This window comes from Pantoea sp. PSNIH1 (assembly GCF_007680655.1).
Taxonomy (GTDB): Bacteria; Pseudomonadota; Gammaproteobacteria; order Enterobacterales; family Enterobacteriaceae; genus Pantoea; species Pantoea eucrina.
The window spans coordinates 1-25,803 of the sequence record NZ_VEIP01000012.1 but is presented as its reverse complement, the minus strand read 5'-3'; the positions used below and the strand labels follow the sequence as shown (position 1 = coordinate 25,803).

Genomic DNA, 25,803 nt, shown 5'->3' with positions numbered 1-25,803 from the left:
CTCCTCCGGAGTCAACCACTTTTTTCAGCGTTTTCTCCGGCGGAAGTTCTTACCGAATCTTCCTGTCGACGCCGTTTCCGTAAGCCGGTGTGCCGTGTCGATGGAGGCGCATTATAGGGAGTTCTTCCGGGCTGACAAGCGTTAAATTCACGAAAAATGACTGTTCGCTGCATTCCCCAGCAAAAGGGGGCTTTATACCCTGTTACACACAAAGTTATCCACAAAACAGCAGCCAGACAAATTTAAGCGAGCATCGCGCAAACGTTTTCGCTACAATGCCCGGCGACGTCAGGGATGCCCCTTTTGGGGCGTTACATGAGGCAAACGCGCTATCTTCTCTGATAAGGTGCGCTTTCGGCCTGATGTAACGCTCTTATTTACGCGAAACAAAGCCAAGGGATAAAACCACCATGCAACAACGTCGTCCTGTACGCCGCGCTCTGCTCAGTGTCTCTGATAAAGCCGGTATCCTCGAATTTGCTCATGCTCTCTCACAACGGGGCGTCGAGCTGCTCTCCACAGGTGGCACTGCACGTTTGCTGGCAGATGCAGGCCTGCCCGTCATCGAAGTGTCTGACTACACCGGTTTCCCGGAAATGATGGATGGACGCGTTAAGACTCTGCATCCTAAAGTACATGGCGGCATCCTTGGTCGTCGCGGTACCGATGACGCGATTATGGCAGAGCACGCTATCAATCCGATTGATATGGTGGTGGTTAACCTCTATCCCTTTGCGCAGACCGTGGCTAAGCCTGACTGCTCGCTGGAAGATGCAGTCGAAAATATCGATATCGGCGGGCCAACCATGGTGCGCTCAGCGGCTAAGAATCATAAAGATGTGGCGATTGTGGTTAAGAGCAGCGACTACACCAGCATCATTGCAGAGATGGATGCCAGTGAGAATGCGCTGACGCTGGAGACGCGCTTCAATCTGGCGATCAAAGCGTTCGAACATACCGCTGCCTATGACAGCATGATCGCAAACTACTTTGGCACGCTGGTTCCTGCTTATCATGGCGAAACCCGCGCACCCGCCGGTCGCTTCCCGCGCACCCTGAATCTCAACTTCATTAAGAAGCAGGATATGCGCTATGGCGAGAACAGCCATCAGGATGCCGCCTTCTATATAGAAGAAGAGATTGCAGAAGCCTCGGTAGCCACTGCGCAGCAGCTGCAGGGCAAGGCACTCTCTTACAATAATATTGCAGATACCGATGCCGCACTGGAGTGCGTAAAAGCGTTCGACGAACCTGCCTGTGTCATCGTCAAACACGCCAACCCGTGTGGCGTAGCGGTGGGGGCATCTATCCTTGATGCTTACGAACGCGCTTATCAGACTGACCCGACCTCTGCTTTTGGCGGCATTATCGCGTTTAACCGCGAGCTGGATGAGGCGACTGCACAGGCGATTATCAGCCGTCAGTTTGTTGAAGTAATTATTGCACCCTCTGCCAGTGACGCGGCGCTACAGGTAACAGCAGCCAAACAGAACGTGCGCGTGCTGATCTGCGGTCAGTGGCAGCAGCCGGTTGCCAGCCTGGACTTTAAACGGGTCAACGGCGGTCTGCTGGTACAGGATCGCGACCTGGGCATGATCACTGCCGACCAGCTTCGCGTGGTCACGCAGCGTCAGCCAACTGAGCAGGAGCTGCGTGACGCGCTGTTCTGCTGGAAAGTCGCCAAGTTTGTTAAATCCAATGCCATTGTTTACGCCCGCGACAACATGACCATCGGTATAGGCGCCGGTCAGATGAGCCGCGTTTATTCGGCCAAAATTGCCGGTATTAAGGCGAGCGATGAGGGGCTGGAGGTCACAGGCTCAGCAATGGCGTCTGACGCTTTCTTCCCGTTCCGTGATGGTATCGATGCTGCTGCCGCTGCCGGCGTCAGCTGTGTCATCCAGCCCGGTGGTTCTATCCGCGATGAAGAGGTGATTGCTGCTGCAGATGAACACGGCATCGCGATGATCTTTACCGATATGCGCCATTTCCGCCATTAACAGCTGGAGCAGCAATAATGAAAATTTTAGTAATTGGTAATGGCGGACGCGAGCACGCGCTGGCGTGGAAAGCGTCACAGTCACCGCTGGCTGAAACCGTGTTTGTTGCACCGGGTAACGCAGGCACCGCGCTGGAGCCGGCCCTGCAGAATGTGCCCATCAGTGCGACCGATATCCCTGCCCTGCTCGCGTTTGCGCAGCAGGAGCAGATCGACCTGACGATTGTTGGTCCGGAAGCACCGCTGGTAATTGGCGTGGTCGATGCCTTCCGCGCCGCCGGGCTGAAGATCTTTGGTCCGACGCAGGCGGCCGCACAGCTGGAAGGCTCGAAAGCCTTTACCAAGGATTTTCTGGCGCGCCAGCAGATCCCGACCGCTGAATATCAGAACTTTACCGAGGTGGAACCCGCGCTGGCTTACCTGCGCGAGAAAGGTGCGCCCATTGTTATCAAAGCCGATGGTCTGGCTGCAGGTAAAGGCGTAATTGTCGCGATGACGCTGGCCGAAGCGGAAGCGGCAGTTCAGGATATGCTGGCGGGTAATGCGTTTGGCGATGCCGGCCATCGTATCGTGATTGAAGAGTTTCTTGACGGCGAAGAAGCCAGCTTTATTGTCATGGTGGATGGCGACCACGTGCTGCCGATGGCTACCAGCCAGGATCATAAACGCGCTGGCGATGGCGACACCGGACCCAACACTGGCGGCATGGGAGCCTATTCACCGGCTCCGGTGGTGACTGATGAGATCCACCAGCGCGTGATGGACCAGATCATCTGGCCAACCGTGAACGGTATGAAAGCGGAAGGCAATACCTATACCGGTTTCCTGTATGCCGGACTGATGATCGACAAAGCGGGTCAGCCAAAGGTCATTGAATTTAACTGCCGCTTTGGCGATCCGGAGACCCAGCCCATTATGCTGCGGCTGAACTCCGATCTGGTGGCTCTCTGCCTGGCAGCGGTCGATGGCGCCCTGGATACGCAGAGCTCAGAGTGGGATCCGCGCCCTGCACTGGGTGTCGTGCTGGCTGCAGGCGGCTATCCGGGCAGCTATCGTACCGGCGATCAGATCCACGGTCTGCCGCTTGAAGCCGTGACGGAAGGTAAAGTGTTCCATGCCGGCACCACGCTGCAGGACGATCGGGTTGTCACCAGCGGCGGCCGCGTGCTGTGCGTTACCGCACTGGGTGAAGATGTCGCCGCCGCGCAGCGCAACGCCTACGCGCTGGCAGAGACTATCTCCTGGGACGGCTGCTTCTGCCGTCGCGACATCGGCTATCGCGCCATCAATCGCTGATATCGACGGGGCACCCTGCTGTGCCCCGTCTTCTTTAGCCGCTCAGATCGCTCTCTGTCGGCTGCCAGCTGCACTCATCCTCTGCGGTAACGCGCAATATCTGGATCCCCTCCGGCGCTTCGAGCCATGACACCATCAGCGGCTGAGACCCCTGCTGCTGCTGCGTCAGGCGCCTCAGCGTTTCACTGTCGAACGCGACATTTTGCAGGTTACCCGCACAGTCGCGTACCCGATTGCCGCCCAGCCAGTGTCCCTGCTGCAGTAATACCCGGCCGCTCAGCAGCGCATTGCTCTGGGCCAGCGTACGCTGTGCGTCAAAGCGATAGAGCGCGACGGCATCATCACTCAGCGCTTCACGCCGTCCTGCCAGCTGCCGCTGCATAAAATTCAGGTTGCCCTGGTGATCAAAACGCAGCGTGACGTCATCGGGCTGCTCGCCGGTAAGATGGCGTTCCACGCTCAGCAGCGTCTCGTGTTGCCAGATATAGTCTGTTGTTTCGCGCACGGGCGTGCTGAAAGGGTTATAAACGGTACGCAGGTGGATCAGATCGTGGTCGCTGTTTTTACGCCAGATACGAACCGCGCCGCGATCGGCCAGGTAGCCGCTGGCGGTAAATGCCGGGAGATCAGGCGTGGCGCTGCAGCCGGAAAGCAGGACAGCACAGAGCAGGATACGGATGCGCCGGAAAAGCGTATTCGGCATAGCAGGCTCCGGTAACAAAAAGGGGCGAAATCGCCCCTCTTCTAAAGCTAAACCGCAAGGCGGAAAACTTACTTAACTGCGTCTTTCAGTGCTTTACCAGAAACGAAAGCTGGTACGTTTGCTGCAGCGATTTTGATCTCTTTGCCAGTCTGTGGGTTACGACCGGTACGCTCAGCGCGGTGGTTCACTTTAAAAGTACCAAAACCAACCAGTTGTACAGCATCACCTTCTTTCAGAGACTCAGTGATCGCAGCCAGGGTAGATTCCAGCGCAGCTTTAGCCTGGGTTTTAGACAGGTCCGCTTTTTCTGCGATCACATCAATCAGTTGAGTCTTGTTCATAAGTTATCCTTAAAGTGTATTTATCGCTTGCTAAGCAACGAGTGCGAGGGAAAAGCCATATTCTGGCACTCTTCAGCCTGCACGCACCGATAGCCACAATTTTCAGCCCCCCAAATGTAGACCAGACAGGGGGCTAATGTGAAGCCTCCAGGCGCGCTAATTCAGGCCTGGAGTCACGTTTTATCGCCTTACTGCTGAAAATTTATACCGATGTTACTGATTCCGGCTTCGCGCAGGTCAGAACGCAGTCCTTTGATCAGCTCAAGGTCGCGCTCTTCGCACTCAGCGAGCAGGCGAAAAATCTCCCACTGCATATCCCATTCATCAATCACCGCCTGGTTTTCACGCAGCTCTTCGTCGCTCATTTCGCGTCCTGCCTGCGTCATTTCCAGAATAGCCACGGTGGTGATAGATGTACGACTCACCTCAATCGCGTGCTCCAGCGTTTCACCGCTCAGCATCGCGTGCAGCACTTCGCTCAGTGCTACGCAGGCATCGATGGCCGGATGAACACCGTAAACATCGAAATCATCGCCAGCCGGGATCGCCTCTTCCAGTTTCTCCAGCTGACTGTCGAAATTGATTTTGGCATCTTTCACCGTCAGGCTTTCCCATACCAGATCAAGAATACGGCGATAGAGCTGAGGATCGGCAAATCCGGTCTGTTCGCAGAATGCCCAGTAATTAGGGAACATCCGCTCGCATAAACAGGCCATGAAGGTCATATGCTGCCAGCTTTCCAGCTTCGCCAGACGCAAATGCACGGGGTTCTGTAACATCAAACTTACTCTCAATAGGTTAGCTGGCGGCAGTGTACCGCAAAAGGCGCAGACAAACAGCGTCAGCGCGCATTTTGCCACTTCACAAATGCCGGCCGCCCTGAGGCGACCGCATCTGCCCAGCGCGTAGGCTCCGGCAAACGGTAGCCGCCCATGCAGGCCTCAACCCAGTGCAGCGCGCTGTCCAGGCTGACACGGTGTCCGGTAGAGATAAACAGCGGGTTACAGCGCGCTTTGCTGCGCCACACCCAGGCAAGCTGCTCACCTTTATCCATCAGCGGCTGCCGGCTACCGGGTGCGGCGTCCAGATCGGCAAAGCGTCCACACAGCCGCTTTTTGGCCACGCCGATAGTGGGGATATCCACCATTGAGCCAAAATGCGCCGCCACGCCGAGGCGCCGGGGGTGCGAAATGCCGTGCCCGTCCACAAACAGCAGGTCGGGCTGCTGCGTCAGCTGCTGCCAGGCCGCCTGCAGCGCAGGCATCTCCCGAAACGAGAGAAAGCCCGGAATATAGGGCATGGTGGTAGGAATGCGCGCAATGCGATGCTCCACCAGCGTAAGTGACGGGTATTCCAGAATGACGATCGCGGCGCGCGTCACCTCGCCCCCCTGCTCAAATCCAACATCAGCGCCGCCGATAAAGCGCGGCGGCAGAACGTCAAAATCGTCCTGCCGCACCACGTTAGCAGCCAGCGCCAGCTGTTCCTGACGTAATGCGGCTAAATCCATGCTTATTCCTGATGGTATTGACGTGAAAGACGATGCACCGCCTCGACGAACACACCTGCATGTTCCGGCGGCACATCCTGATGGATACCGTGTCCGAGATTAAACACGTGTCCTTCACCCTTGCCAAATCCGGCAAGAATGGTGGCCACCTCCTCTTCAATACGGGCAGGTGGCGCATAAAGCATAGACGGGTCCATATTACCCTGCAGCGCAACCTGATGACCCACGCGGCGACGCGCCTCAGCCATATCCATGGTCCAGTCCAGCCCCAGCGCATCACAGCCGGTGGCAGCCATCGCCTCCAGCCACTGTCCGCCGCCTTTGGTAAAGAGCGTGACCGGGACGCGCCGGCCTTCGTTCTCACGTACCAGACCTTCCACAATTTTATGCATGTAGTTCAGCGAAAAATCGCGGTAGTCGCGTCCGGTCAGCACGCCACCCCAGGTATCGAAGATCATGACCGACTGCGCACCCGCTTTGATCTGCGCATTGAGGTAGAGGATCACGCTGTCCGCCAGCTTATCCAGCAGCGTGTGCAGCGTGTGCGGTTCGGCATACATCATCTTTTTGATTTTGGTAAATGCCTTGCTGCTGCCGCCCTCAACCATATAGGTGGCCAGCGTCCACGGGCTGCCGGAAAAACCAATCAGCGGGACGGCCCCCCTGAGATTGCGGCGGATGGTCCGTACCGCATTCATCACATAACCCAGCTCCTGCTCCGGATCGGGCACCGGCAGGTTATCAACATCGGCACGACAGGTAATCGGACGGGAGAAGCGCGGACCTTCGCCGGTTTCAAAATAGAGTCCCAGCCCCATTGCATCCGGGATGGTTAAAATATCGCTGAAGAGGATCGCTGCATCCAGCGGATAGCGGCGCAGCGGCTGCAGCGTCACTTCACACGCCAGCTCAGCATTTTTACACAGCGACATAAAATCACCGGCTTCAGCGCGCGTGGCTTTGTATTCCGGTAAATAGCGTCCGGCCTGACGCATCATCCAGACCGGGGTAACATCTACAGGCTGGCGCAGCAGGGCGCGCAGATAACGGTCGTTCTTCAGTTCACTCATAATGGGCTCTCTCATGCTAAGGGCGTCAGTGTAGCATTTTCATGCCACGCTGGCGCGACACAGCGCCACGGTGTCCTCAATCAGGCGCCGGGCCACGGTGCCTGGCGGCGGCAGCTGGGGCAGCGCATCAAAGCGATACCAGCCCGCATCCAGCAGCTCTTTTCCATCGTGCTGCAGCTCGCCATCCTCATACTCCGCCATAAATGCCGTCATCAGCGAATGGGGAAATGGCCACGGCTGCGAGGTCACGTAGCGCACGTTTTTTACCCGTACGTTACTCTCCTCCATGACCTCACGTGCCACCGCCTGCTCCAGCGTTTCGCCTACTTCAACAAAGCCGGCCAGCACCGTATAGATGCTGTTGCGATGGCGGGCGTGATTGGCCAGCAGGATCTCGTCGCCGCGGCGAATCGCTACAATGATGCAGGGTGCAATCTGCGGATAGTAACGTTCGCGGCAGTGGGTACAGAGGCAGGCAAACTCACGCGGGCTGATGCGCATTTCATGGCCGCAGTAGCCGCACCAGCGGTGGGAACGGTAAAATTCAGCCAGCTGCACCCCCCGGCCGGCGAGCTGAAACAGGCCGGTATCCTGATCGATAACCTGCCGGACCGAGCCCATATTTTCCGGACGCGACGCCTGGATCAGCCAGACGTTTTCGCCCAGCCACTCACCGATAAGTATGCCGTGCTGGCCTGCAAGGCCAAAATCTGCCGCTAAGCCGTGCGGCAGCTCACCCTGCGGCAACCAAAGTTTCTGTTCAGAGCTGACAATCCACCAGCCAGCGTCTACGCTTGAGATCTCACGTTGCATCTTATTCGTTGTCCTTAGCGTCGCACGGCACGCTGAAAGTCTGATGTTAAGTGTAATGAACAACTATAACTCACCGGGAGCCTCATATGCTTACCCAGTTAGATAACCTGACCAGGCGTGTCGGTGGCGGTAATGAATTAGTCGATGCATGGTTACGTGCGCGTCGGCATTTGCTTGTCACTTATTATGAATTAATCGGCATTAAGCCTAATAAAGAGGCGCTGACGGCGCTGAATGAGCAGGCTCTGGATGACTTCTGCCACACGCTGGTGGACTATCTCTCAACCGGCCATTTCAGTATGTATGAGCGCATTATCAAAGATCTGCAGGGCGATAGCCCGCTGGTTGCTGCAGCGCATCTCTACCCGGCGCTTGAAAGCAATACCGATCGCATCATGCAGCTGTATGACAGTCATCTGCAGCAGGCGATTACCGATGAAAACTGCGTTGAGTTCCAGCGGGCGCTATCTGAAGTAGGCGAAACGCTGGCGTCACGCTTTTCTCTGGAAGATAAGCTGATTCAGATGGCGTGGGATAACCAGCTGGTTTCTCCGCCGGTAGCAAACGACAGCACTATTGCGCGTCCGGCCTGATCCTGCTGCAGTTGTAAAATCCTTGTTATTCCGTAAAAGCCCACTTATGCTGACCGGGCTTTTATTGTTTTAAACAGAAACACCTTGTCGGAGTGCCCCCCGGGGCTGAGACCGTTAATTCGGGATCCGCGGAACCTGATCAGGCTAGTACCTGCGAAGGGAACAAGAGTAGCTATTATCAGCGCGCGATTGGATTTTACCTGTCTGCAGGCGCTGTTACTCCTTCCGGACTCCGGACAAGCAACTTCCACTGACTTCAGGAATTTTGCTATGTCTGCTGCTAAACCTTCTCGTCGTGAACAGCGCGCGCAAGCGCAGGATTTTATCAACTCGCTGCAGGGCACTGCCTTTCCCAACTCACAGCGTATCTGGATCGCCGGCAGCCGCGCCGACATTCGCGTGCCGATGCGTGAAATCCAGCTCAGCCCCACCCATACCGGCGGCACCAAAGCGGACCCGCAGTACGAAATCAATGAGCCGGTTCCGGTCTATGACACCGCTGGCGCCTATGGCGATCCGCAGGCCACTATCGATGTGCATCAGGGACTGGCAAAGCTGCGCGCCGCGTGGATAGACGAGCGTGATGACAGTGAACCGGTTACGCAGCGCAGTTCCGCTTATACACAGCAGCGTCTGGCCGATGAGGGACTGGACCACCTGCGCTTTGAATCGCTGCCTTCTCCGCGCCGGGCAAAACCTGGCCGCTGCGTCACGCAGCTGTACTACGCCCGTCAGGGCATCGTGACGCCGGAGATGGAGTTTATTGCGATACGTGAAAATATGGGGCGCGAACGCATTCGTAGCGAAGTTCTGCTGCAGCAGCATCCGGGCGAAGCCTTTGGCGCGCACCTGCCGGCGAATATCACCGCAGAATTTGTGCGCGATGAAGTCGCCAGCGGGCGCGCCATTATCCCAGCCAATATCAACCACCCCGAATCAGAACCGATGATTATTGGCCGCAATTTTCTGGTGAAGGTCAATGCCAATATCGGTAACTCTGCGGTCAGCTCGTCGATTGAAGAGGAGGTTGAAAAGCTGGTGTGGTCCACGCGCTGGGGTGCCGATACCGTGATGGATCTCTCCACCGGCCGCTACATCCATGAAACGCGCGAGTGGATCCTGCGTAATAGTCCGGTTCCCATCGGCACCGTGCCGATCTATCAGGCCCTGGAAAAGGTGAATGGCATCGCTGAAAACCTTAACTGGGAAATTTTCCGCGATACCCTGCTGGAGCAGGCGGAGCAAGGCGTCGACTACTTCACTATTCATGCCGGCGTGCTGCTGCGCTATGTGCCGATGACGGCCAGACGTCTGACCGGTATCGTGTCGCGCGGCGGCTCAATCATGGCGAAATGGTGTCTGTCACATCATCAGGAGAGTTTTCTCTATCAGCATTTCCGCGATATCTGTGAAATCTGCGCCGCTTATGACGTGGCCCTCTCGCTGGGCGATGGCCTGCGCCCGGGATCGATTCAGGATGCCAACGATGAGGCGCAGTTTGCAGAACTCAGAACCTTAGGCGAGCTGACCAAAATCGCCTGGGAGTATGACGTGCAGGTGATGATTGAAGGTCCGGGCCATATCCCGATGCAGATGATCCGGCGCAACATGACCGAGCAGCTCGACCACTGCCATGAAGCGCCCTTTTATACGCTTGGCCCGCTGACTACCGATATCGCACCGGGCTATGACCACTTCACCTCCGGTATTGGCGCGGCGATGATTGGCTGGTTTGGCTGCGCCATGCTCTGCTATGTAACGCCTAAAGAGCACCTCGGGCTGCCCAATAAAGAGGATGTCAAGCAGGGGCTTATTACCTACAAGATCGCCGCGCACGCCGCCGATCTGGCCAAAGGGCATCCGGGGGCGCAGATCCGCGATAACGCTATGTCCAAAGCGCGCTTTGAATTCCGCTGGGAAGATCAGTTTAACCTCGCGCTGGATCCGCATACTGCCCGCGCCTACCACGATGAGACGCTGCCGCAGGAATCGGGCAAAGTCGCGCACTTCTGTTCTATGTGCGGGCCGAAGTTCTGCTCAATGAAAATTACCCAGGAAGTGCGGGAGTTTGCGGCGCGCCAGCAGGCTGAGGCACAGCCGGTTGAAGTGGCTGAAGCGGGAATGGCAGAGATGTCTGAGACATTCCGCCGCCGTGGAGGTGAACTCTATCATCCTGCTGATGCGATCGGTAAGGAGAAAGCATGACAACCGCGTTTGCTGCTACTGCCCCGCAGCTGGGACTCTATCCGGTGGTTGACAGCGTCAGCTGGATCGAACGCCTGCTGGCCGCCGGGGTACGCACGATCCAGCTGCGCATCAAAGATCTGCCGGATCGGGACGCAGAAGACGCGGTGCGTGAAGCGATTGCGCTGGGCCGGCACTATCACGCACGGCTGTTCATTAATGATTACTGGCGTCTGGCCATTGCGCATCAGGCATACGGCGTACACCTGGGTCAGGAGGATCTGGAGGTGGCGGATCTGCAGGCGATTCAGCAGGCAGGCCTGCGGCTGGGCATCTCAACGCATGATGACGCAGAGCGGGAGCGCGCGGTGGCACTGCGCCCCTCCTATATTGCACTGGGGCACATCTTCCCCACGCAAACCAAGCAGATGCCGTCTGCGCCGCAGGGAGTGGTCCGGCTGCAGCAACACCTGCCGCATCTGCAGGGTATCCCTGCGGTCGCTATCGGCGGCATTTCACTGGCGCGCGTGCCTGAGGTGCTGGCGACCGGTGTCGGCAGCGTGGCGGTTGTCAGCGCCATCACGCAGGCGGCTGACTGGCGCGCGGCCACCGCTGATCTGCTGCGGCTGGTGGGAAGCGGAACGCCGATCGCAGAGGCCTGAAAATTGGTGTAACCCGCGCAGAAATGGCGCAAGCCGGCCCGCAGGGGTAGCCAGCAGGCCTCGTCTGCGCGCCGGAAACCGTTACAGTACGTCTGCCCGCTGTGATTTGCAGCGGGCCAGGGCTGGTTCCCCTTCTCTCCCTCCAGCCCTGCCTTTCCGGTTTACTCCGCCAGCAGCTGCTCCGCCTGATGTCTGTCGCTACTGCACGCCTGCATGGCGCGCTCCACCGCCGTTCCCAGCCGCGCCAGCGCCTGCTCCGTCTGTTCATTCATGGGCAAGCCATAATTGAGTCGCAGACAGTTACGGTATTTACCCGCAGCGGAAAACAGAGAACCCACGGCGACCTGCAGGCTGGCCTCGCGCAGCTCGGCATTAAGCCGCACCGCATCAAACGCCTCCGGCAGCTCAATCCACATCAGAAACCCACCCTGCGGGCGCGATACGCAGATGCCGCAGGGAAAGTAGTGCCGCACCCAGCAGCTGAACGTTTCATAGTTGCGCTGATACACCTGGCGCATACGGCGCAGGTGCGGGAGATAGTGGCCCTGGCGAATAAACTCCGCCACGGTGTGCTGCGGCAGCGTAGCCGTGGATCCGGTGCCGATATATTTCATATGCAGCACCCTGTCGCGATAGCGACCCGGCGCCACCCAGCCCACCCGCAGCCCCGGTGCCAGCGTTTTTGAAAATGAGCTGCAGAGCAGCACGCGGCCATCCATGTCGAGCGATTTGAGCGTGACAGGACGCGGGTAGTCCCATGCCAGCTCGCCATAGACATCATCCTCTATGATGGCGGCATCAACCCGCTGCGCCAGCGCCAGCAGCGCCCGCTTGCGCGCTTCCGGCATAATAAAACCCAGCGGATTATTGCAGTTTGGCACCACCACTACGGCTTTGATTGGCCACTGCTCAAACGCCAGCTCCAGCGCCTCAAGACTGATCCCGGTGACTGAGTCGGTCGGAATTTCAATCACCCTGATCCCCAGTCCGCGCAATGTCTGCATTGTGCCATGAAACGCGGGCGACTCTACCGCAATGATGTCACCCGGCGCACAGACGGCGCGAATTGAAACCGACAGCGCCTCATGACAGCCGGTGGTGATCACAATATCCTCTGCCGTCAGCTGACAACCGCTGTCGATGGTCAGGCGCGCCACCTGCTCGCGCAGGGCGCTGACGCCGAGCAGACTGTCATAGTTGAGCAGTTCAGTCTGCTGTTTCTGCGCCAGCCGGCTCATGATTTTCCACAGCGGTTTCAGCGTGGGCTGCGTCAGATCGGGCATGCCGCTGCCCAGCTGCATCACGTTACCGCTGGTGCGGCTGCTGAGGAGTTCCAGCACGGAATCCCACTGCGTAACCTCTACCGGCCGCTGTACCGGGCGCGTCAGCGCAGGCACAGGCGGGGTCGCTTTATGCGTGGCAACAAAATAGCCGGATCGCGGCTGCGGTACGATCAGCTGCTTCTCTTCCAGCAGATGATACGCCTGCTGCACGGTGCTGATACTGACTCCATGCTCGCTACTCAGCGTGCGTACTGAGGGCAGGCGTTCACCGCTGCGATAAAGCCCCTGCTCAATCCGATCGGAGAGCAGGCAGGCCAGATGCTGATAGCGCGTCATTGTATGCTCCTGGTAACAAATCCATCTAAAAAAGCAGTACAGATCAGCGCTACTTTTAGCATTCAGATAGAGCAAAACGCAATCTGTATGGTTAATAAACCCTGAATTTGGGTCTGTATGGTTTTGACAGAAAAACGGAAAATGCTGCTCAGATACCCCTGTTAAGGAGCGAGAGAATGGAATTTGATCAGAATCGTGCTGCAAAACCTTTCAGCGTAACGCTGCCAGACATGATCCGTGCGGCGCTGCGGATGCTGAAGCAGTGGCGTGCCCGACGCGCGACGCGTCAGGTACTGGCTCAGCTCAGCGACAACCAGCTGCGCGATATTGGCCTGACGCGCCACGAGGTAAAATGTAAGCGCTGAGCCTCAGGCAAAAAAAAACCCTGCCGGAGCAGGGTTTTTTATCATCGGTGCAGCAGACGATTACTCGTCGTTGTTGCCACCCAGACCAGCGTTTAGCAGCTCAGCCAGGCTTGCAGAGGCTTCATCCGCAGTAACCTGCGGTGTAACCGGCGCTTCACCCGCCTGACGGCGACGCATACGATCCTGATGGTAAGCATAACCGGTACCAGCCGGGATCAGACGACCCACGATAACGTTCTCTTTCAGGCCGCGCAGTTCATCGCGCTTGCCTGCTACTGCGGCTTCGGTCAGGACACGCGTGGTCTCCTGGAACGAGGCTGCAGAGATGAACGACTCGGTTGCCAGAGACGCTTTGGTAATACCCAGCAGATCGCGCGCATAGGTTGCGCCGATTTTGCCAGCGGTCTCCAGATCGCGGTTGGAGATCTTGATGCGGGAGACTTCTGCCTGCTCGCCTTCAAGGAACTCCGAGCTACCTGCGCTCATGATGGTCGCTTTACGCAGCATCTGACGTACGATGACTTCGATGTGCTTATCGTTAATCTTAACGCCCTGCAGGCGGTAAACTTCCTGCACTTCGTTAGTGATATAACGCGTTACCGCATGAACGCCACGCAGACGCAGGATGTCGTGTGGTGATTCCGGGCCGTCAGATACGACGTCACCGCGTTCCACGCGCTCACCTTCGAATACGTTAAGCTGACGCCACTTCGGAATCATCTCTTCGTACGGATCGCTGCCATCAACCGGTGTGATCACCAGACGACGCTTGCCTTTGGTCTCTTTACCGAAGGAGATGATACCGCTGATCTCCGCCAGAATAGCTGGCTCTTTCGGACGACGCGCTTCAAACAGATCCGCAACGCGCGGCAGACCACCGGTGATGTCCTTGGTACCGCCAGATTCCTGCGGAACACGCGCCAGGGTATCACCCGAGCTGATCTTCACGCCATCTTCCAGCTGCACAATCGCTTTACCTGGCAGGAAGTACTGAGCCGGCATGTCGGTGCCCGGGATCAGAACGTCGTTGCCGTTAGCATCAACGATTTTCAGCGCCGGACGCAGATCTTTACCGCCAGCAGTACGCTCTGCGGAATCCAGTACCACCAGCGATGACAGACCGGTAAGGTCGTCAGTCTGACGGGTAATGGTCTGACCGTCGATCATGTCGGTGAAGCGGATGAAACCACCCACTTCGGTGATTACCGGCATGGTGTGCGGATCCCAGTTTGCTACGGTTTCGCCTGCAGCAACCTGCTCACCATCACCTTTCGCCATCACCGCACCGTAAGGCACTTTATAGCTCTCTTTGGTACGACCGAACTCGTCGATCATCTTCAGCTCAACGTTACGTGAAACGATAACCAGCTTCCCGGAGGAGTTGGTTACTGACTTCGCGTTGGTCAGCTTGATAGTACCTTTGTTCTTCACCTGAATGCTGGATTCAGCAGCCGCACGCGATGCCGCACCACCGATGTGGAACGTACGCATTGTCAGCTGAGTACCCGGCTCACCGATGGACTGTGCTGCGATAACGCCGATGGCCTCACCTTTGTTGATGATGTGACCACGAGCCAGATCGCGACCGTAGCAGTGTGCGCACACACCGAAGTCGGTTTCACAGCTTACTACTGAACGCACTTTGATAACGTCAACGGAGTTCTCTTCCACCACGTCACACCAGTGCTCATCGATCAGCGTATTACGCGGGATCAGGATGTCAGCAGTGCCTGGCTTCAGAACGTCTTCAGCCGTTACACGACCCAGTACGCGCTCACGCAGCGGCTCTTTAACGTCGCCACCTTCGATAACCGGCGTCATCATGATGCCTTCGAACGTGCCACAGTCATCTTCGGTAACAACCAGATCCTGCGCCACGTCAACCAGACGACGGGTCAGATAACCGGAGTTTGCCGTTTTCAGTGCGGTATCGGCCAGACCTTTACGCGCACCGTGCGTCGAGATGAAGTACTGCAGTACGTTCAGGCCTTCACGGAAGTTTGCCGTGATAGGCGTCTCGATGATGGAGCCATCTGGCTTCGCCATCAGACCACGCATACCTGCCAGCTGACGAATCTGTGCTGCAGAACCACGCGCACCGGAGTCGGCCATCATGTAGATGCTGTTGAACGAGACCTGCTGCTCTTCTTCGCCGTTACGGTTGATAACGGTTTCCGTCTGCAGGTTATCCATCATCGCTTTAGAGACGCGTTCGTTGGCAGCGGCCCAGATATCGATGACTTTGTTATAACGTTCACCCGCCGTAACCAGACCAGACTGGAACTGCTCCTGAATTTCAGCCACTTCAGCTTCAGCTTCAGCGATGATTTCCGCTTTCTTCGCCGGAATAACCATATCGTCGATACCGACTGATGCACCTGAACGGGCTGCATAGGCGAAACCGGTGTACATGGTCTGGTCAGCAAAGATAACGGTCGGCTTCAGGCCCAGAATGCGGTAACAGGTGTTCAGCATTTTGGAGATCGCTTTCTTACCCAGCGCCTGGTTGACGATGGAGTAAGGCAGACCTTTCGGTACGATCATCCACAGAATCGCACGGCCAATGGTCGTGTCGATCAGGCTGGTTTTCGCAACGAGCTCTTCCTGTTCGTTTTTCGCATATTCTGTAATACGCACTTTAACGCGGGCGTGCAGCTCAGCCAGGCCAGCGCGGTAAACACGCTCAGCTTCTTTCGGGCCGGTCAGCACCATGCCTTCGCCTTTGGCGTTTACTTTGTCGCGGGTCATATAGTACAGACCCAGAACAACGTCCTGTGAAGGAACGATGATTGGCTCACCGTTCGCTGGCGACAGGATGTTGTTGGTCGACATCATCAGCGCACGCGCTTCCAGCTGAGCTTCCAGCGTCAGCGGTACGTGTACCGCCATCTGGTCACCATCGAAGTCGGCGTTATAGGCCGCACAGACCAGCGGGTGCAGCTGGATCGCTTTACCTTCGATCAGAACCGGTTCAAACGCCTGGATGCCGAGACGGTGCAGCGTTGGTGCACGGTTCAGCAGTACCGGGTGTTCGCGGATCACTTCATCCAGGATATCCCAGACAACCGCTTCTTCGCGCTCAACCATTTTCTTGGCTGCTTTGATGGTGGTAGCAAGACCACGCAGTTCCAGCTTGCCGTAGATGAACGGTTTGAACAGCTCCAGTGCCATTTTCTTCGGCAGACCGCACTGATGCAGACGCAGGTATGGACCCACGGTGATAACCGAACGACCGGAGTAGTCAACGCGTTTACCCAGCAGGTTCTGACGGAAACGACCCTGCTTACCTTTGATCATGTCAGCCAGCGATTTCAGCGGACGCTTGTTAGAACCGGTGATGGCACGACCGCGACGGCCGTTATCCAGCAGGGCATCTACCGCTTCCTGCAGCATACGCTTTTCGTTGCGCACGATGATATCTGGCGCAGCCAGATCCAGCAGACGCTTCAGACGGTTGTTACGGTTGATCACGCGACGATAGAGATCGTTGAGATCTGACGTTGCGAAACGACCACCATCCAGCGGTACCAGCGGACGCAGATCTGGCGGCAGAACCGGCAGAACGGTCAGGATCATCCACTCTGGCTTGTTGCCAGACTGCACGAACGCTTCCAGCAGCTTGATACGCTTGGTCAGCTTTTTACGCTTGGTCTCAGAGTTAGTCTCGTTCAGCTCTTCGCGCAGCTGCTCGCACTCCTGCTCCAGATCCATATTTTTCAGCAGTGCCTGGATCGCTTCCGCACCCATCTTCGCGTCAAATTCGTCACCGAACTCTTCCAGCGCGTCAAGATACTGCTCTTCCGTCAGGATCTGACGTTTTTCCAGGTTGGTCATGCCACCTTCGATAACCACGTAGGATTCGAAGTAGAGGACACGCTCAATGTCACGCAGTGGCATATCCAGCAGCAGGCCGATGCGGGACGGCAGCGACTTCAGGAACCAGATGTGTGCAGTAGGTGAAGCCAGCTCGATGTGACCCATACGCTCACGGCGTACTTTGGTCTGCGTCACTTCAACGCCGCACTTCTCGCAGATAACACCGCGATGCTTCAGGCGCTTGTACTTACCGCACAGGCATTCGTAGTCTTTAACCGGTCCGAAAATACGGGCACAGAAAAGACCGTCACGCTCTGGCTTGAAGGTACGGTAGTTAATGGTTTCCGGCTTTTTAACTTCACCAAAAGACCAGGAACGGATCATGTCTGGCGAAGCCAGAGCAATTTTGATCGCATCAAACTCTTCGGTTTTAGTTTGCGCTTTCAGAAACTTAAGTAAGTCTTTCACGGATTAGCTCCCGTCGGAGTGGAACTCTCAGGGACGCGCACCCGGAGTGCGCGTCCCATAACCAGTACTTGCGAGTGCTTACTCGTCTTCCAGCTCGATGTTGATACCCAGCGAGCGGATCTCTTTCAACAGTACGTTGAAGGATTCCGGCATGCCCGGTTCCATCTGATGGTTGCCATCGACGATGTTTTTATACATCTTCGTACGGCCGTTGACGTCATCAGACTTAACGGTAAGCATTTCCTGCAGGGTATACGCGGCACCGTATGCTTCCAGTGCCCACACTTCCATCTCACCGAAGCGCTGACCACCGAACTGCGCCTTACCACCCAGCGGCTGCTGAGTAACGAGGCTGTAGGAGCCGGTCGAACGGGCGTGCATCTTGTCATCAACCAGGTGGTTCAGTTTCAGCATGTACATGTAACCTACGGTTACCTGACGCTCAAACTGCTCACCGGTACGGCCATCAAACAGCGTAATCTGACCAGAAGAAGGCAGGCCGCCGAGCTGCAGCAGCTCTTTGATCTCGCTCTCTTTCGCACCGTCGAACACTGGCGTGGCGATTGGCATACCTTTTTTCAGGTTCTCTGCCAGACGCAGCACTTCATCGTCCGAGAAGGTGTTCAGATCAACTTTCTGACGCACGTCGGTGCCCAGATCGTAAGCACGCTGGATAAACTCACGCAGTTTGGCGACTTCTTCCTGCTTCTTCAGCATCGCATTGATCTTCTCACCAATGCCTTTCGCCGCCATACCCAGGTGGGTTTCCAGAATCTGACCGATGTTCATACGCGATGGTACGCCCAGCGGGTTCAGTACGATGTCAACCGGCGTGCCGTTTTCGTCATAAGGCATATCTTCGATCGGGTTGATCTTAGAGATAACACCTTTGTTACCGTGACGGCCTGCCATTTTGTCACCAGGCTGGATCTGACGTTTAACGGCCAGATAAACCTTAACGATCTTCAGCACGCCTGGTGCCAGATCGTCGCCCTGGGTGATTTTGCGACGCTTCGCTTCAAGTTTCTTCTCAAACTCGTGCTTCAGCTCATCATACTGTCCGGCCAGCTGCTCGAGAGTGTTCTGCTTCTCTTCGTCAGTCAGGCCCAGCTCCAGCCAGCGCTCGCGCGGCAGCTTGTCCAGCTTGTCCGCTTCAACGCCGCCCGCGATCAGCACAGCCTGGATACGGCTGAACAGACCCGCTTCAAGGATCTGCAGTTCTTCAGACAGGTCTTTCTTCGCCTGCTTCAGCTGCATCTCTTCGATTTCCAGCGCGCGCTTATCTTTTTCCACGCCATCGCGGGTAAAGACCTGCACATCGATAACGGTACCAGAGACGCCATTCGGTACGCGCAGCGACGAGTCTTTCACGTCGGACGCTTTTTCGCCGAAGATAGCGCGCAGCAGTTTCTCTTCTGGCGTCAGCTGGGTTTCACCTTTAGGCGTTACCTTACCGACCAGAATGTCACCACCGGTTACTTCTGCACCGATATAGACGATACCGGATTCATCCAGCTTGGAGAGCGCAGCTTCGCCGACGTTCGGGATGTCAGCGGTGATCTCTTCCGGCCCCAGTTTGGTGTCACGGGACACGCAAGCCAGTTCCTGAATGTGGATCGTGGTGAAACGGTCTTCCTGAACCACACGCTCTGAGACGAGGATGGAGTCTTCGAAGTTGTAACCGTTCCATGGCATGAACGCCACGCGCATGTTCTGACCCAGCGCCAGCTCACCCAGATCGGTGGATGGACCATCTGCCAGCACGTCACCGCGCTCGATTGGCTCACCCAGAGAGACACACGGCATCTGGTTGATACAGGTGTTCTGGTTTGAACGGGTGTACTTGGTCAGGTTGTAGATGTCGATACCGGCTTCGCCTGCGTACATCTCTTCTTCGTTAACTTTGATAACGATACGGGATGCATCTACATACTGTACGGTACCACCACGTTTCGCGACGGCAGTTACACCGGAGTCAACCGCTACTGCACGTTCCATACCGGTACCTACCAGCGGCTTATCAGCGCGCAGAGTCGGGACCGCCTGACGTTGCATGTTCGCACCCATCAGGGCGCGGTTAGCATCATCGTGTTCCAGGAACGGGATCAGTGACGCACCGACAGAAACCACCTGCTGGGTGGAAACGTCCATGTAGTCAACCTGATCGCGGCTGAACAGGCTCGATTCACCTTTGCTACGGCAGGTGACGAGATCGTCAACAAAGCTACCATCATCAGCAAGGTTGGTGTTCGCCTGAGCGATAACGTAGTTACCCTCTTCAATCGCAGAGAGGTAATGAATTTCGTCACTCACTTTGCCATCAACAACGCGACGGTATGGTGTCTCAAGGAAACCATATTCGTTGGTCTGCGCGTAGACAGAGAGTGAGTTGATCAGGCCGATGTTCGGGCCTTCCGGCGTTTCGATTGGACATACGCGACCGTAGTGAGTCGGGTGTACGTCACGCACTTCAAAGCCAGCACGCTCACGGGTCAGACCGCCTGGGCCCAGAGCAGAAATACGACGCTTATGCGTAATTTCAGACAGCGGGTTGTTCTGGTCCATAAACTGAGACAGCTGGCTGGAACCAAAGAACTCTTTTACTGCGGCTGAAATCGGCTTGGCGTTAATCATGTCCTGCGGCATCAGCGTATCGAGATCGCCCAGTGACAGACGCTCTTTCACTGCACGCTCAACGCGAACCAGACCTACGCGGAACTGGTTCTCAGCCATCTCACCGACAGAACGGATACGACGGTTACCAAGGTGATCGATGTCATCCACTTCGCCGATACCGTTACGGATACCGATCAGCTTCTTCATCACCTCGATGATATCTTCTTTGCTCAGGATACCTGAACCTTCGATCTCATCACGCAGCAGAGAACGGTTGAACTTCATGCGGCCGACCGCAGAGAGATCGTAACGATCTTCAGAGAAGAACAGGTTCTCGAACAGGTTTTCCGCTGCTTCACGCGTTGGCGGCTCGCCCGGACGCATCATGCGGTAGATCTCAACCAGCGCGCTCAGGCGATCGTTGGTTGGGTCAACACGCAGGGTCTCGGAGATATAAGGGCCGTGATCCAGATCGTTGGTGAACAGGGTTTCGATGCGCTTGTGGCCCGACTGGCTCAGTTTTGCCAGCAGATCCAGTGACAGTTCCATGTTAGCCGGAACAATCAGCTCACCGGTGTTCAGATCGATGTAGTCTTTAGCAACGACTTTACCGGCGATATATTCAACCGGGACTTCGATATGCTGAACGCTATCTTTTTCCAGCTGGCGAATATGACGCGCAGTGATGCGACGACCTTTCTCAACGTAGACCGTGCCGTTGGCTTCAATATCGAAGGAAGCCGTTTCGCCACGCAGGCGCTCAGGCACCAGTTCCATCTGCAGCTTGTTGTCGCGGATTTCAAAGACCACTTTTTCGAAGAACAGATCGAGGATCTGCTCAGTGGTGTATTCCAGCGCGCGCAGGATGATACTGGCCGGCAGCTTACGACGACGGTCAATACGGACGAACAGGTTATCTTTTGGATCGAACTCGAAGTCGAGCCATGAACCACGGTAAGGGATGATACGTGCGTTATAAAGCACTTTACCGGAAGAGTGCGTTTTACCCTTATCGCTGTCAAAGAACACGCCAGGACTACGATGCAGCTGAGAAACGATAACACGCTCAGTACCATTGATAACAAAGGTACCGTTGTCAGTCATGAGTGGAATTTCACCCATGTAGACTTCTTGTTCTTTGATGTCTTTAACGGTGCCTTCCGGCGCTTCGCGCTCGTAGATCACCAGACGCAGTTTCACGCGCAGCGGTGCCGAATAGGTCACGCCACGGATCTGACATTCAGTTACGTCAAAGACCGGCTCACCCAGGCGATAGCTGACATACTGCAATTCAGAGTTGCCGCTGTAGCTCGCGATTGGGAACACGGAACGGAAGGCTGCTTCCAGACCGTATTGGCCTTCTGGATCTTGCTCGATGAACTTCTGAAACGAGTCAAGCTGGATAGAAAGGAGATAGGGAACATCCAGAACTTGTGGACGTTTACCAAAATCCTTACGAATACGTTTTTTCTCGGTATAGGAGTAAACCATAGGGTTCCTCAGCTAGCTGACAAGTCGACCCACGCTGTCCGTCCTGACGGGACAGTTATGCAACACTATTTTTGTTTTTCATGCGATGCGTGGCACCCCATGCAATACATCTTTCTATCACTCTTAAATCATTTCATCGCTATTGTGCCGGCAGGGAACCTTCACAGGAGAGCGGTATATTAAGGCGTCGATAGAAAAAGATATTGAAGAGAAACAATGGATAAACAGTGCGAAACGCCATCGTTCCCCTGTAGCGCAAAAAGGCTGGTGACCAAAAAGTCACCAGCCATCAGCCCGATTACTCAGACTGCAACCCTAAGGTTGTCTTACTTAACTTCAACTTCAGCGCCAGCTTCTTTCAGAGCAGCTTCAAGTGCAGCTGCGTCATCTTTGCTGATGCCTTCTTTGATCACGCCAGTCGCTTCAACCAGATCTTTGGCTTCTTTCAGGCCCAGACCAGTTGCAGTACGTACTGCTTTGATTACTGCTACTTTGTTCGCGCCAACTGCTTTCAGCACAACGTCGAACTCAGTTTTCTCTTCAACAGCTTCAGCCGGGCCAGCAGCTACAGCTACAGCAGCAGCAGCAGAAACGCCGAATTTTTCTTCCATAGCAGAAACCAGCTCAACTACTTCCATTACGGACATAGCTGCAACGGCTTCCAGGATTTGATCTTTAGTGATAGACATGTCGATTGTTCCTAAAATTCACAAAAAGTTTATACGTAAGCAGGTACGAAGGAAAAGAAAGAGGCCTTAAGCCGCTTCTTTTGCATCGCGTACAGCAGCCAGAGTGCGAACCAGTTTGCCAGCAGCGGCTTCTTTCATGGTCGACATCAGACGTGCCAGTGCTTCTTCGTAAGTCGGCAGAGTTGCCAGACGGTCAATATTGGCCGCCGTGATCAGCTCACCTTCAAAGGCTGCAGCTTTGACCTCAAATTTTGCATTCGCTTTCGCGAACTCTTTGAACAGACGAGCAGCAGCGCCCGGGTGTTCCATAGAGTATGCAATCAGGGTCGGACCAACAAACGTGTCTTTCAGGCACTCGAAAGGAGTACCTTCAACGACGCGGCGCAGCAGGGTGTTGCGAACAACACGCATGTAAACGCCAGCTTCACGACCTGCTTTACGCAGTTCAGTCATTTTATCAACGGTAACGCCACGGGAATCCGCAACAACCGCTGAAAGCGCGCCTTTGGCTACTTCGCTAACTTCAGCAACAATCGCTTGTTTGCCTTGAAGATTTAATGCCATTAGCTTTGCTCCTGGATTTGACCGGGAAAAATTTCCCGGAACTCACTTCACCTGACTGCCCGAAAGCAGCAGGCGCTATTACACGGTGAGCAGAATCCAGTGAAGAAATAAATCTTTTTGGTTCTGTCACCGTCTACGCAGGATATTAAGCAGAGTTTCCGAAGAAAGTTCCGCTCCTGCGGTCTTGGACGGAGGCCAGGATTAGGCCTGGCTCCAACCTTAGCCACTGTATTTTAATGCGTTACCGCATTAAGCCGCAGCGGCTATGAATTTGGGTTCTGAGAACAGTGTTCATTCAGAACAACGGGCGTAAGATTCTAGATGAATTTTTCGCCCGTTTCAAGCAGCAATTAGTTTGCTACTGCGTTCAGACCAGCCTGGTCAACGGCAACGCCGGCGCCCATGGTGGTAGAGATGCTGACTTTCTTGATGTACACGCCTTTAGCCTGAGCAGGTTTTGCTTTTTTCAGCGCGACCAGCAGAGATTCCAGGTTTTCTTTCAGTTTGTCAGTATCGAAGTCCACTTTACCGATGGTAGTGTGGATGATGCCGTTTTTGTCGTTACGATAACGAACCTGACCCGCTTTAGCGTTCTTAACCGCTTCAGCAACGTTTGGCGTTACAGTACCAACTTTCGGGTTTGGCATCAGACCACGTGGGCCCAGAACCTGGCCCAGCTGGCCAACAACGCGCATTGCATCCGGAGATGCGATAACGACGTCAAAGTTCATTTCGCCTTTTTTGATCTGATCGGCCAGATCTTCCATACCTACCAGCTCAGCGCCAGCTGCTTTAGCAGCTTCAGCGTTTGCGCCCTGGGTAAAGACAGCAACACGTACTGAACGACCAGTACCGTGTGGCAGAACGGTTGCACCGCGTACGTTCTGATCAGATTTACGTGCATCGATGCCGAGGTTAACAGCAACGTCTACGCTTTCTGTGAATTTGGCAGTAGCCAGTTCTTTCAGCAGAGCAACAGCTTCGTTGATGTCGTACTGTTTAGTTGCATCAACTTTGTCACGGATCACGCGCATGCGCTTGGTCAGCTTAGCCATTTCTTAATCCTCCACTACCAGGCCCATGGAACGAGCAGTACCTTCGATAGAGCGAGTCATCGCTTCTACGTCAGCACCAGTCATGTCCGCAGCTTTGGTTTCTGCGATTTCACGTACCTGAGCACGAGTTACTTTACCGACTTTGTCTTTGTTCGGCTTACCAGAACCAGACTTGATGCCCGCTGCTTTTTTCAGCAGTACGGCAGCCGGAGGCGTTTTGGTAACGAAGGTGAAAGAACGGTCGCTATATACAGTGATAACAACTGGAGTAGGCAGGCCTTTCTCCAGAGATTCTGTTTTGGCGTTAAACGCTTTACAGAATTCCATGATGTTAACACCCTGCTGACCCAGAGCCGGACCAACCGGTGGGCTCGGGTTAGCCATACCAGCTGCAACCTGCAGCTTAACGTAGGCTTGTACTTTCTTGGCCATGATAATTCCTCTATTGGGTATAGCGCCTGAAAACAGGCTCCCCGTGGTAACGATTTACCCGCCGTTGCCAGCGTGTAAAAACAAAAGGCGCGAAATTATAGGTAAATTTCGCGCCTTCTGCAAGAGTCAAAAAGTGAACAAAAGGGTTAACCTTTCTCCACCTGAGCAAAATCAAGTTCAACCGGTGTTGCACGACCAAAGATAGAAACCGACACTTTCAGGCGGCTCTTCTCATAGTCAACTTCTTCGACCACGCCGTTGAAGTCAGCAAACGGACCGTCGTTGACGCGTACCATCTCGCCTGGCTCAAACAGCGTTTTCGGACGCGGCTTATCACCTACCTGCTGCAGGCGGTTCATAATCGCATCAACTTCTTTGTCACTGATTGGTGCAGGACGGTCAGATGTACCGCCAATGAAGCCCATTACACGCGGTACACTGCGCACCAGGTGCCAGCTGGCGTCATTCATCACCATCTGTACCAGGACGTAGCCAGGGAAGAATTTGCGCTCGCTTTTACGACGCTGACCGCCACGGATTTCAACGACTTCTTCAGTCGGCACCATGACGTCACCAAACAGTTCTTCCATGTTGTGCAGTTTGATATGCTCTTGCAGCGATTTCGCTACGCGGGCTTCAAAACCGGAGAACGCCTGAACGACGTACCAGCGTTTTTTTGGAGCTTCAGACATCTCAGAACCTCAGGCCAGTAATAAACGATACCAGACGGACCAGAATACCATCCAGCCCCCACAAAATCAGTGACATCACGGCCGTAACCGCGGCAACGATTAGCGTGGTATGTAAGGTTTCCTGACGGGTTGGCCAGATAACCTTGCGCATTTCGGTTCTTGCTTCACGAGCAAAAGCCACGGTTGCTTTACCTTTGATAGTCAGTAAAGCGATGCCACCCGCAGCAGCAATCAGCACTACTACAGCCAGCGCACGTAAGGGCAGCGTAATATCGCGATAGAGATAGTTACCCACAATGGCAACCAGCAGTAACGCAATCACAGCTACCCACTTTATCGCTTCCAGGCCGCGCCCGCTCCCTTGAGCTTCGGTATTCGCACTCATAAACCAACCTGCCACAATAATTCAGAAACTATTCTGCCCCGCGTATAGGCGAGGCATCCAAACCGAATGAGCTGTTGGGCATAACTCGGTCTCCAGCGCTGTAAAACAGAGCCTGTCTCAGCAATGATTATGATTGAAAATCACTGATGAGCCAGGTTCTAAGTGACAGCGTGCAAAAAGGGCATCAAATGATGCCCTTTTCATGCGCATTGCGTCAAATACTATCGCAATTAAGCGATAACAGAAGCAACAACGCCCGCGCCAACGGTACGGCCGCCTTCGCGGATTGCGAAGCGCAGACCCTGGTCCATCGCGATTGGGTGGATCAGGGTAACAACCATCTTGATGTTGTCGCCCGGCATTACCATCTCAACGCCTTCTGGCAGCTCAACTGAACCGGTCACGTCAGTGGTACGGAAGTAGAACTGTGGACGGTAGCC

Annotated in this window: 21 protein-coding genes, 1 pseudogene and 1 riboswitch; of the genes and pseudogenes, 6 read left to right on the top strand and 16 right to left on the bottom strand. The window is 55.3% G+C overall.

The annotated features are described in order from the left end of the window. Positions 1–410 precede the first annotated feature (410 nt). A complete protein-coding gene (gene purH, locus FS690_RS17715; RefSeq protein WP_145340024.1) occupies positions 411–2,000 on the top strand; it encodes a bifunctional phosphoribosylaminoimidazolecarboxamide formyltransferase/IMP cyclohydrolase in 1,590 nt (529 codons plus the stop codon). Positions 2,001–2,017: 17 nt separating this feature from the next. After that, positions 2,018–3,295 (top strand): phosphoribosylamine--glycine ligase, encoded by a 1,278-nt coding sequence (gene purD, locus FS690_RS17710; protein ID WP_145340023.1) that lies wholly within the window; start codon positions 2,018–2,020, stop codon positions 3,293–3,295. Positions 3,296–3,329: 34 nt separating this feature from the next. Here the strand turns inward: purD and FS690_RS17705 are convergent, their stop codons facing one another. The 6 genes from FS690_RS17705 to nudC all read right to left on the bottom strand — a co-directional run bounded on the left by FS690_RS17705 (position 3,330) and on the right by nudC (position 7,732). Continuing rightward, complete coding sequence (locus tag FS690_RS17705; protein WP_145340022.1) at positions 3,330–3,998, bottom strand: DUF1481 domain-containing protein; 669 nt, start codon at positions 3,996–3,998, stop codon at positions 3,330–3,332. Between the two features lie 68 nt (positions 3,999–4,066). Then, positions 4,067–4,339, bottom strand: a complete 273-nt coding sequence (gene hupA / locus FS690_RS17700; RefSeq protein WP_006121511.1) for a nucleoid-associated protein HU-alpha — start codon at positions 4,337–4,339, stop codon at positions 4,067–4,069. Positions 4,340–4,527: 188 nt separating this feature from the next. Continuing rightward, positions 4,528–5,118: a YjaG family protein gene (locus FS690_RS17695; RefSeq protein ID WP_039381849.1), complete on the bottom strand. Its 591-nt coding sequence runs from the start codon at positions 5,116–5,118 to the stop codon at positions 4,528–4,530. 62 nt (positions 5,119–5,180) lie between these two features. Continuing rightward, the gene (gene nfi, locus FS690_RS17690; protein ID WP_039381847.1) at positions 5,181–5,849 is read right to left on the bottom strand and encodes a deoxyribonuclease V; all 669 of its coding nucleotides are present in this window, start codon (positions 5,847–5,849) and stop codon (positions 5,181–5,183) included. Between the two features lie 2 nt (positions 5,850–5,851). Then, on the bottom strand, positions 5,852–6,919 hold the full coding sequence (gene hemE, locus FS690_RS17685) for a uroporphyrinogen decarboxylase (RefSeq protein ID WP_145340021.1): 1,068 nt from the start codon (positions 6,917–6,919) through the stop codon (positions 5,852–5,854). A 39-nt stretch (positions 6,920–6,958) separates the two neighbouring features. Beyond that, entirely contained in the window at positions 6,959–7,732 is a 774-nt protein-coding gene (gene nudC, locus FS690_RS17680) for an NAD(+) diphosphatase (RefSeq protein WP_039381843.1), read from the bottom strand. An 86-nt stretch (positions 7,733–7,818) separates the two neighbouring features. On the opposite strand from nudC, the gene rsd reads away from it, so the two are divergent. The 3 genes from rsd to thiE all read left to right on the top strand — a co-directional run bounded on the left by rsd (position 7,819) and on the right by thiE (position 11,171). After that, complete coding sequence (rsd, locus tag FS690_RS17675; protein ID WP_094112097.1) at positions 7,819–8,325, top strand: sigma D regulator; 507 nt, start codon at positions 7,819–7,821, stop codon at positions 8,323–8,325. A 78-nt stretch (positions 8,326–8,403) separates the two neighbouring features. Beyond that, positions 8,404–8,504: riboswitch (TPP riboswitch) on the top strand. 91 nt (positions 8,505–8,595) lie between these two features. Then, entirely contained in the window at positions 8,596–10,530 is a 1,935-nt protein-coding gene (gene thiC / locus FS690_RS17670) for a phosphomethylpyrimidine synthase ThiC (protein ID WP_145340020.1), read from the top strand. Continuing rightward, a complete protein-coding gene (thiE, locus tag FS690_RS17665) occupies positions 10,527–11,171 on the top strand; it encodes a thiamine phosphate synthase (RefSeq protein ID WP_145340019.1) in 645 nt (214 codons plus the stop codon). The genes thiC and thiE overlap by 4 nt, the downstream gene beginning before the upstream one ends. 161 nt (positions 11,172–11,332) lie before the next feature. Here thiE and FS690_RS17660 read toward each other — a convergent pair whose 3' ends face one another. Beyond that, a complete protein-coding gene (locus tag FS690_RS17660) occupies positions 11,333–12,790 on the bottom strand; it encodes a PLP-dependent aminotransferase family protein (RefSeq protein ID WP_108570354.1) in 1,458 nt (485 codons plus the stop codon). Between the two features lie 176 nt (positions 12,791–12,966). On the opposite strand from FS690_RS17660, the gene FS690_RS17655 reads away from it, so the two are divergent. After that, a complete protein-coding gene (locus tag FS690_RS17655) occupies positions 12,967–13,155 on the top strand; it encodes a DUF1127 domain-containing protein (RefSeq protein WP_104086165.1) in 189 nt (62 codons plus the stop codon). Positions 13,156–13,215: 60 nt separating this feature from the next. Here FS690_RS17655 and rpoC read toward each other — a convergent pair whose 3' ends face one another. The 9 genes and pseudogenes from rpoC to tuf form a co-directional block, all read right to left on the bottom strand. Next, a complete protein-coding gene (gene rpoC, locus FS690_RS17650) occupies positions 13,216–17,439 on the bottom strand; it encodes a DNA-directed RNA polymerase subunit beta' (RefSeq protein ID WP_104086166.1) in 4,224 nt (1,407 codons plus the stop codon). Positions 17,440–17,517: 78 nt separating this feature from the next. After that, the gene (gene rpoB, locus FS690_RS17645) at positions 17,518–21,546 is read right to left on the bottom strand and encodes a DNA-directed RNA polymerase subunit beta (RefSeq protein ID WP_039381834.1); all 4,029 of its coding nucleotides are present in this window, start codon (positions 21,544–21,546) and stop codon (positions 17,518–17,520) included. Between the two features lie 326 nt (positions 21,547–21,872). Continuing rightward, complete coding sequence (gene rplL, locus FS690_RS17640; RefSeq protein ID WP_009092660.1) at positions 21,873–22,235, bottom strand: 50S ribosomal protein L7/L12; 363 nt, start codon at positions 22,233–22,235, stop codon at positions 21,873–21,875. Between the two features lie 66 nt (positions 22,236–22,301). After that, on the bottom strand, positions 22,302–22,799 hold the full coding sequence (gene rplJ / locus FS690_RS17635) for a 50S ribosomal protein L10 (RefSeq protein ID WP_039381830.1): 498 nt from the start codon (positions 22,797–22,799) through the stop codon (positions 22,302–22,304). Between the two features lie 350 nt (positions 22,800–23,149). Beyond that, positions 23,150–23,854: a 50S ribosomal protein L1 gene (gene rplA, locus FS690_RS17630; protein WP_039381829.1), complete on the bottom strand. Its 705-nt coding sequence runs from the start codon at positions 23,852–23,854 to the stop codon at positions 23,150–23,152. A 3-nt stretch (positions 23,855–23,857) separates the two neighbouring features. Next, positions 23,858–24,286, bottom strand: coding sequence for a 50S ribosomal protein L11 (gene rplK, locus FS690_RS17625; RefSeq protein WP_013507401.1), 429 nt, complete (start codon positions 24,284–24,286; stop codon positions 23,858–23,860). A 146-nt stretch (positions 24,287–24,432) separates the two neighbouring features. Next, positions 24,433–24,978: a transcription termination/antitermination protein NusG gene (gene nusG, locus FS690_RS17620; RefSeq protein WP_039381825.1), complete on the bottom strand. Its 546-nt coding sequence runs from the start codon at positions 24,976–24,978 to the stop codon at positions 24,433–24,435. 1 nt (position 24,979) lies between these two features. Further along, positions 24,980–25,363: a preprotein translocase subunit SecE gene (secE, locus tag FS690_RS17615; protein ID WP_039381824.1), complete on the bottom strand. Its 384-nt coding sequence runs from the start codon at positions 25,361–25,363 to the stop codon at positions 24,980–24,982. Positions 25,364–25,593: 230 nt separating this feature from the next. Then, positions 25,594–25,803 (bottom strand): annotated as a pseudogene (gene tuf, locus FS690_RS17605) (elongation factor Tu); the annotation flags it as partial.

What these genes read in the sequence shown, in the direction of transcription:
- purH (WP_145340024.1), top strand. Translation starts at nt 411, where the DNA reads ATGCAACAACGTCGTCCTGTACGCCGCGCTCTGCTCAGTGTCTCTGAT.
- purD (WP_145340023.1), top strand. Translation starts at nt 2,018, where the DNA reads ATGAAAATTTTAGTAATTGGTAATGGCGGACGCGAGCACGCGCTGGCG.
- FS690_RS17705 (WP_145340022.1), bottom strand. Translation starts at nt 3,998, where the DNA reads ATGCCGAATACGCTTTTCCGGCGCATCCGTATCCTGCTCTGTGCTGTC.
- hupA (WP_006121511.1), bottom strand. Translation starts at nt 4,339, where the DNA reads ATGAACAAGACTCAACTGATTGATGTGATCGCAGAAAAAGCGGACCTG.
- FS690_RS17695 (WP_039381849.1), bottom strand. Translation starts at nt 5,118, where the DNA reads ATGTTACAGAACCCCGTGCATTTGCGTCTGGCGAAGCTGGAAAGCTGG.
- nfi (WP_039381847.1), bottom strand. Translation starts at nt 5,849, where the DNA reads ATGGATTTAGCCGCATTACGTCAGGAACAGCTGGCGCTGGCTGCTAAC.
- hemE (WP_145340021.1), bottom strand. Translation starts at nt 6,919, where the DNA reads ATGAGTGAACTGAAGAACGACCGTTATCTGCGCGCCCTGCTGCGCCAG.
- nudC (WP_039381843.1), bottom strand. Translation starts at nt 7,732, where the DNA reads ATGCAACGTGAGATCTCAAGCGTAGACGCTGGCTGGTGGATTGTCAGC.
- rsd (WP_094112097.1), top strand. Translation starts at nt 7,819, where the DNA reads ATGCTTACCCAGTTAGATAACCTGACCAGGCGTGTCGGTGGCGGTAAT.
- thiC (WP_145340020.1), top strand. Translation starts at nt 8,596, where the DNA reads ATGTCTGCTGCTAAACCTTCTCGTCGTGAACAGCGCGCGCAAGCGCAG.
- thiE (WP_145340019.1), top strand. Translation starts at nt 10,527, where the DNA reads ATGACAACCGCGTTTGCTGCTACTGCCCCGCAGCTGGGACTCTATCCG.
- FS690_RS17660 (WP_108570354.1), bottom strand. Translation starts at nt 12,790, where the DNA reads ATGACGCGCTATCAGCATCTGGCCTGCCTGCTCTCCGATCGGATTGAG.
- FS690_RS17655 (WP_104086165.1), top strand. Translation starts at nt 12,967, where the DNA reads ATGGAATTTGATCAGAATCGTGCTGCAAAACCTTTCAGCGTAACGCTG.
- rpoB (WP_039381834.1), bottom strand. Translation starts at nt 21,546, where the DNA reads ATGGTTTACTCCTATACCGAGAAAAAACGTATTCGTAAGGATTTTGGT.
- rplL (WP_009092660.1), bottom strand. Translation starts at nt 22,235, where the DNA reads ATGTCTATCACTAAAGATCAAATCCTGGAAGCCGTTGCAGCTATGTCC.
- rplJ (WP_039381830.1), bottom strand. Translation starts at nt 22,799, where the DNA reads ATGGCATTAAATCTTCAAGGCAAACAAGCGATTGTTGCTGAAGTTAGC.
- rplA (WP_039381829.1), bottom strand. Translation starts at nt 23,854, where the DNA reads ATGGCTAAGCTGACCAAGCGCATGCGCGTGATCCGTGACAAAGTTGAT.
- rplK (WP_013507401.1), bottom strand. Translation starts at nt 24,286, where the DNA reads ATGGCCAAGAAAGTACAAGCCTACGTTAAGCTGCAGGTTGCAGCTGGT.
- nusG (WP_039381825.1), bottom strand. Translation starts at nt 24,978, where the DNA reads ATGTCTGAAGCTCCAAAAAAACGCTGGTACGTCGTTCAGGCGTTCTCC.
- secE (WP_039381824.1), bottom strand. Translation starts at nt 25,363, where the DNA reads ATGAGTGCGAATACCGAAGCTCAAGGGAGCGGGCGCGGCCTGGAAGCG.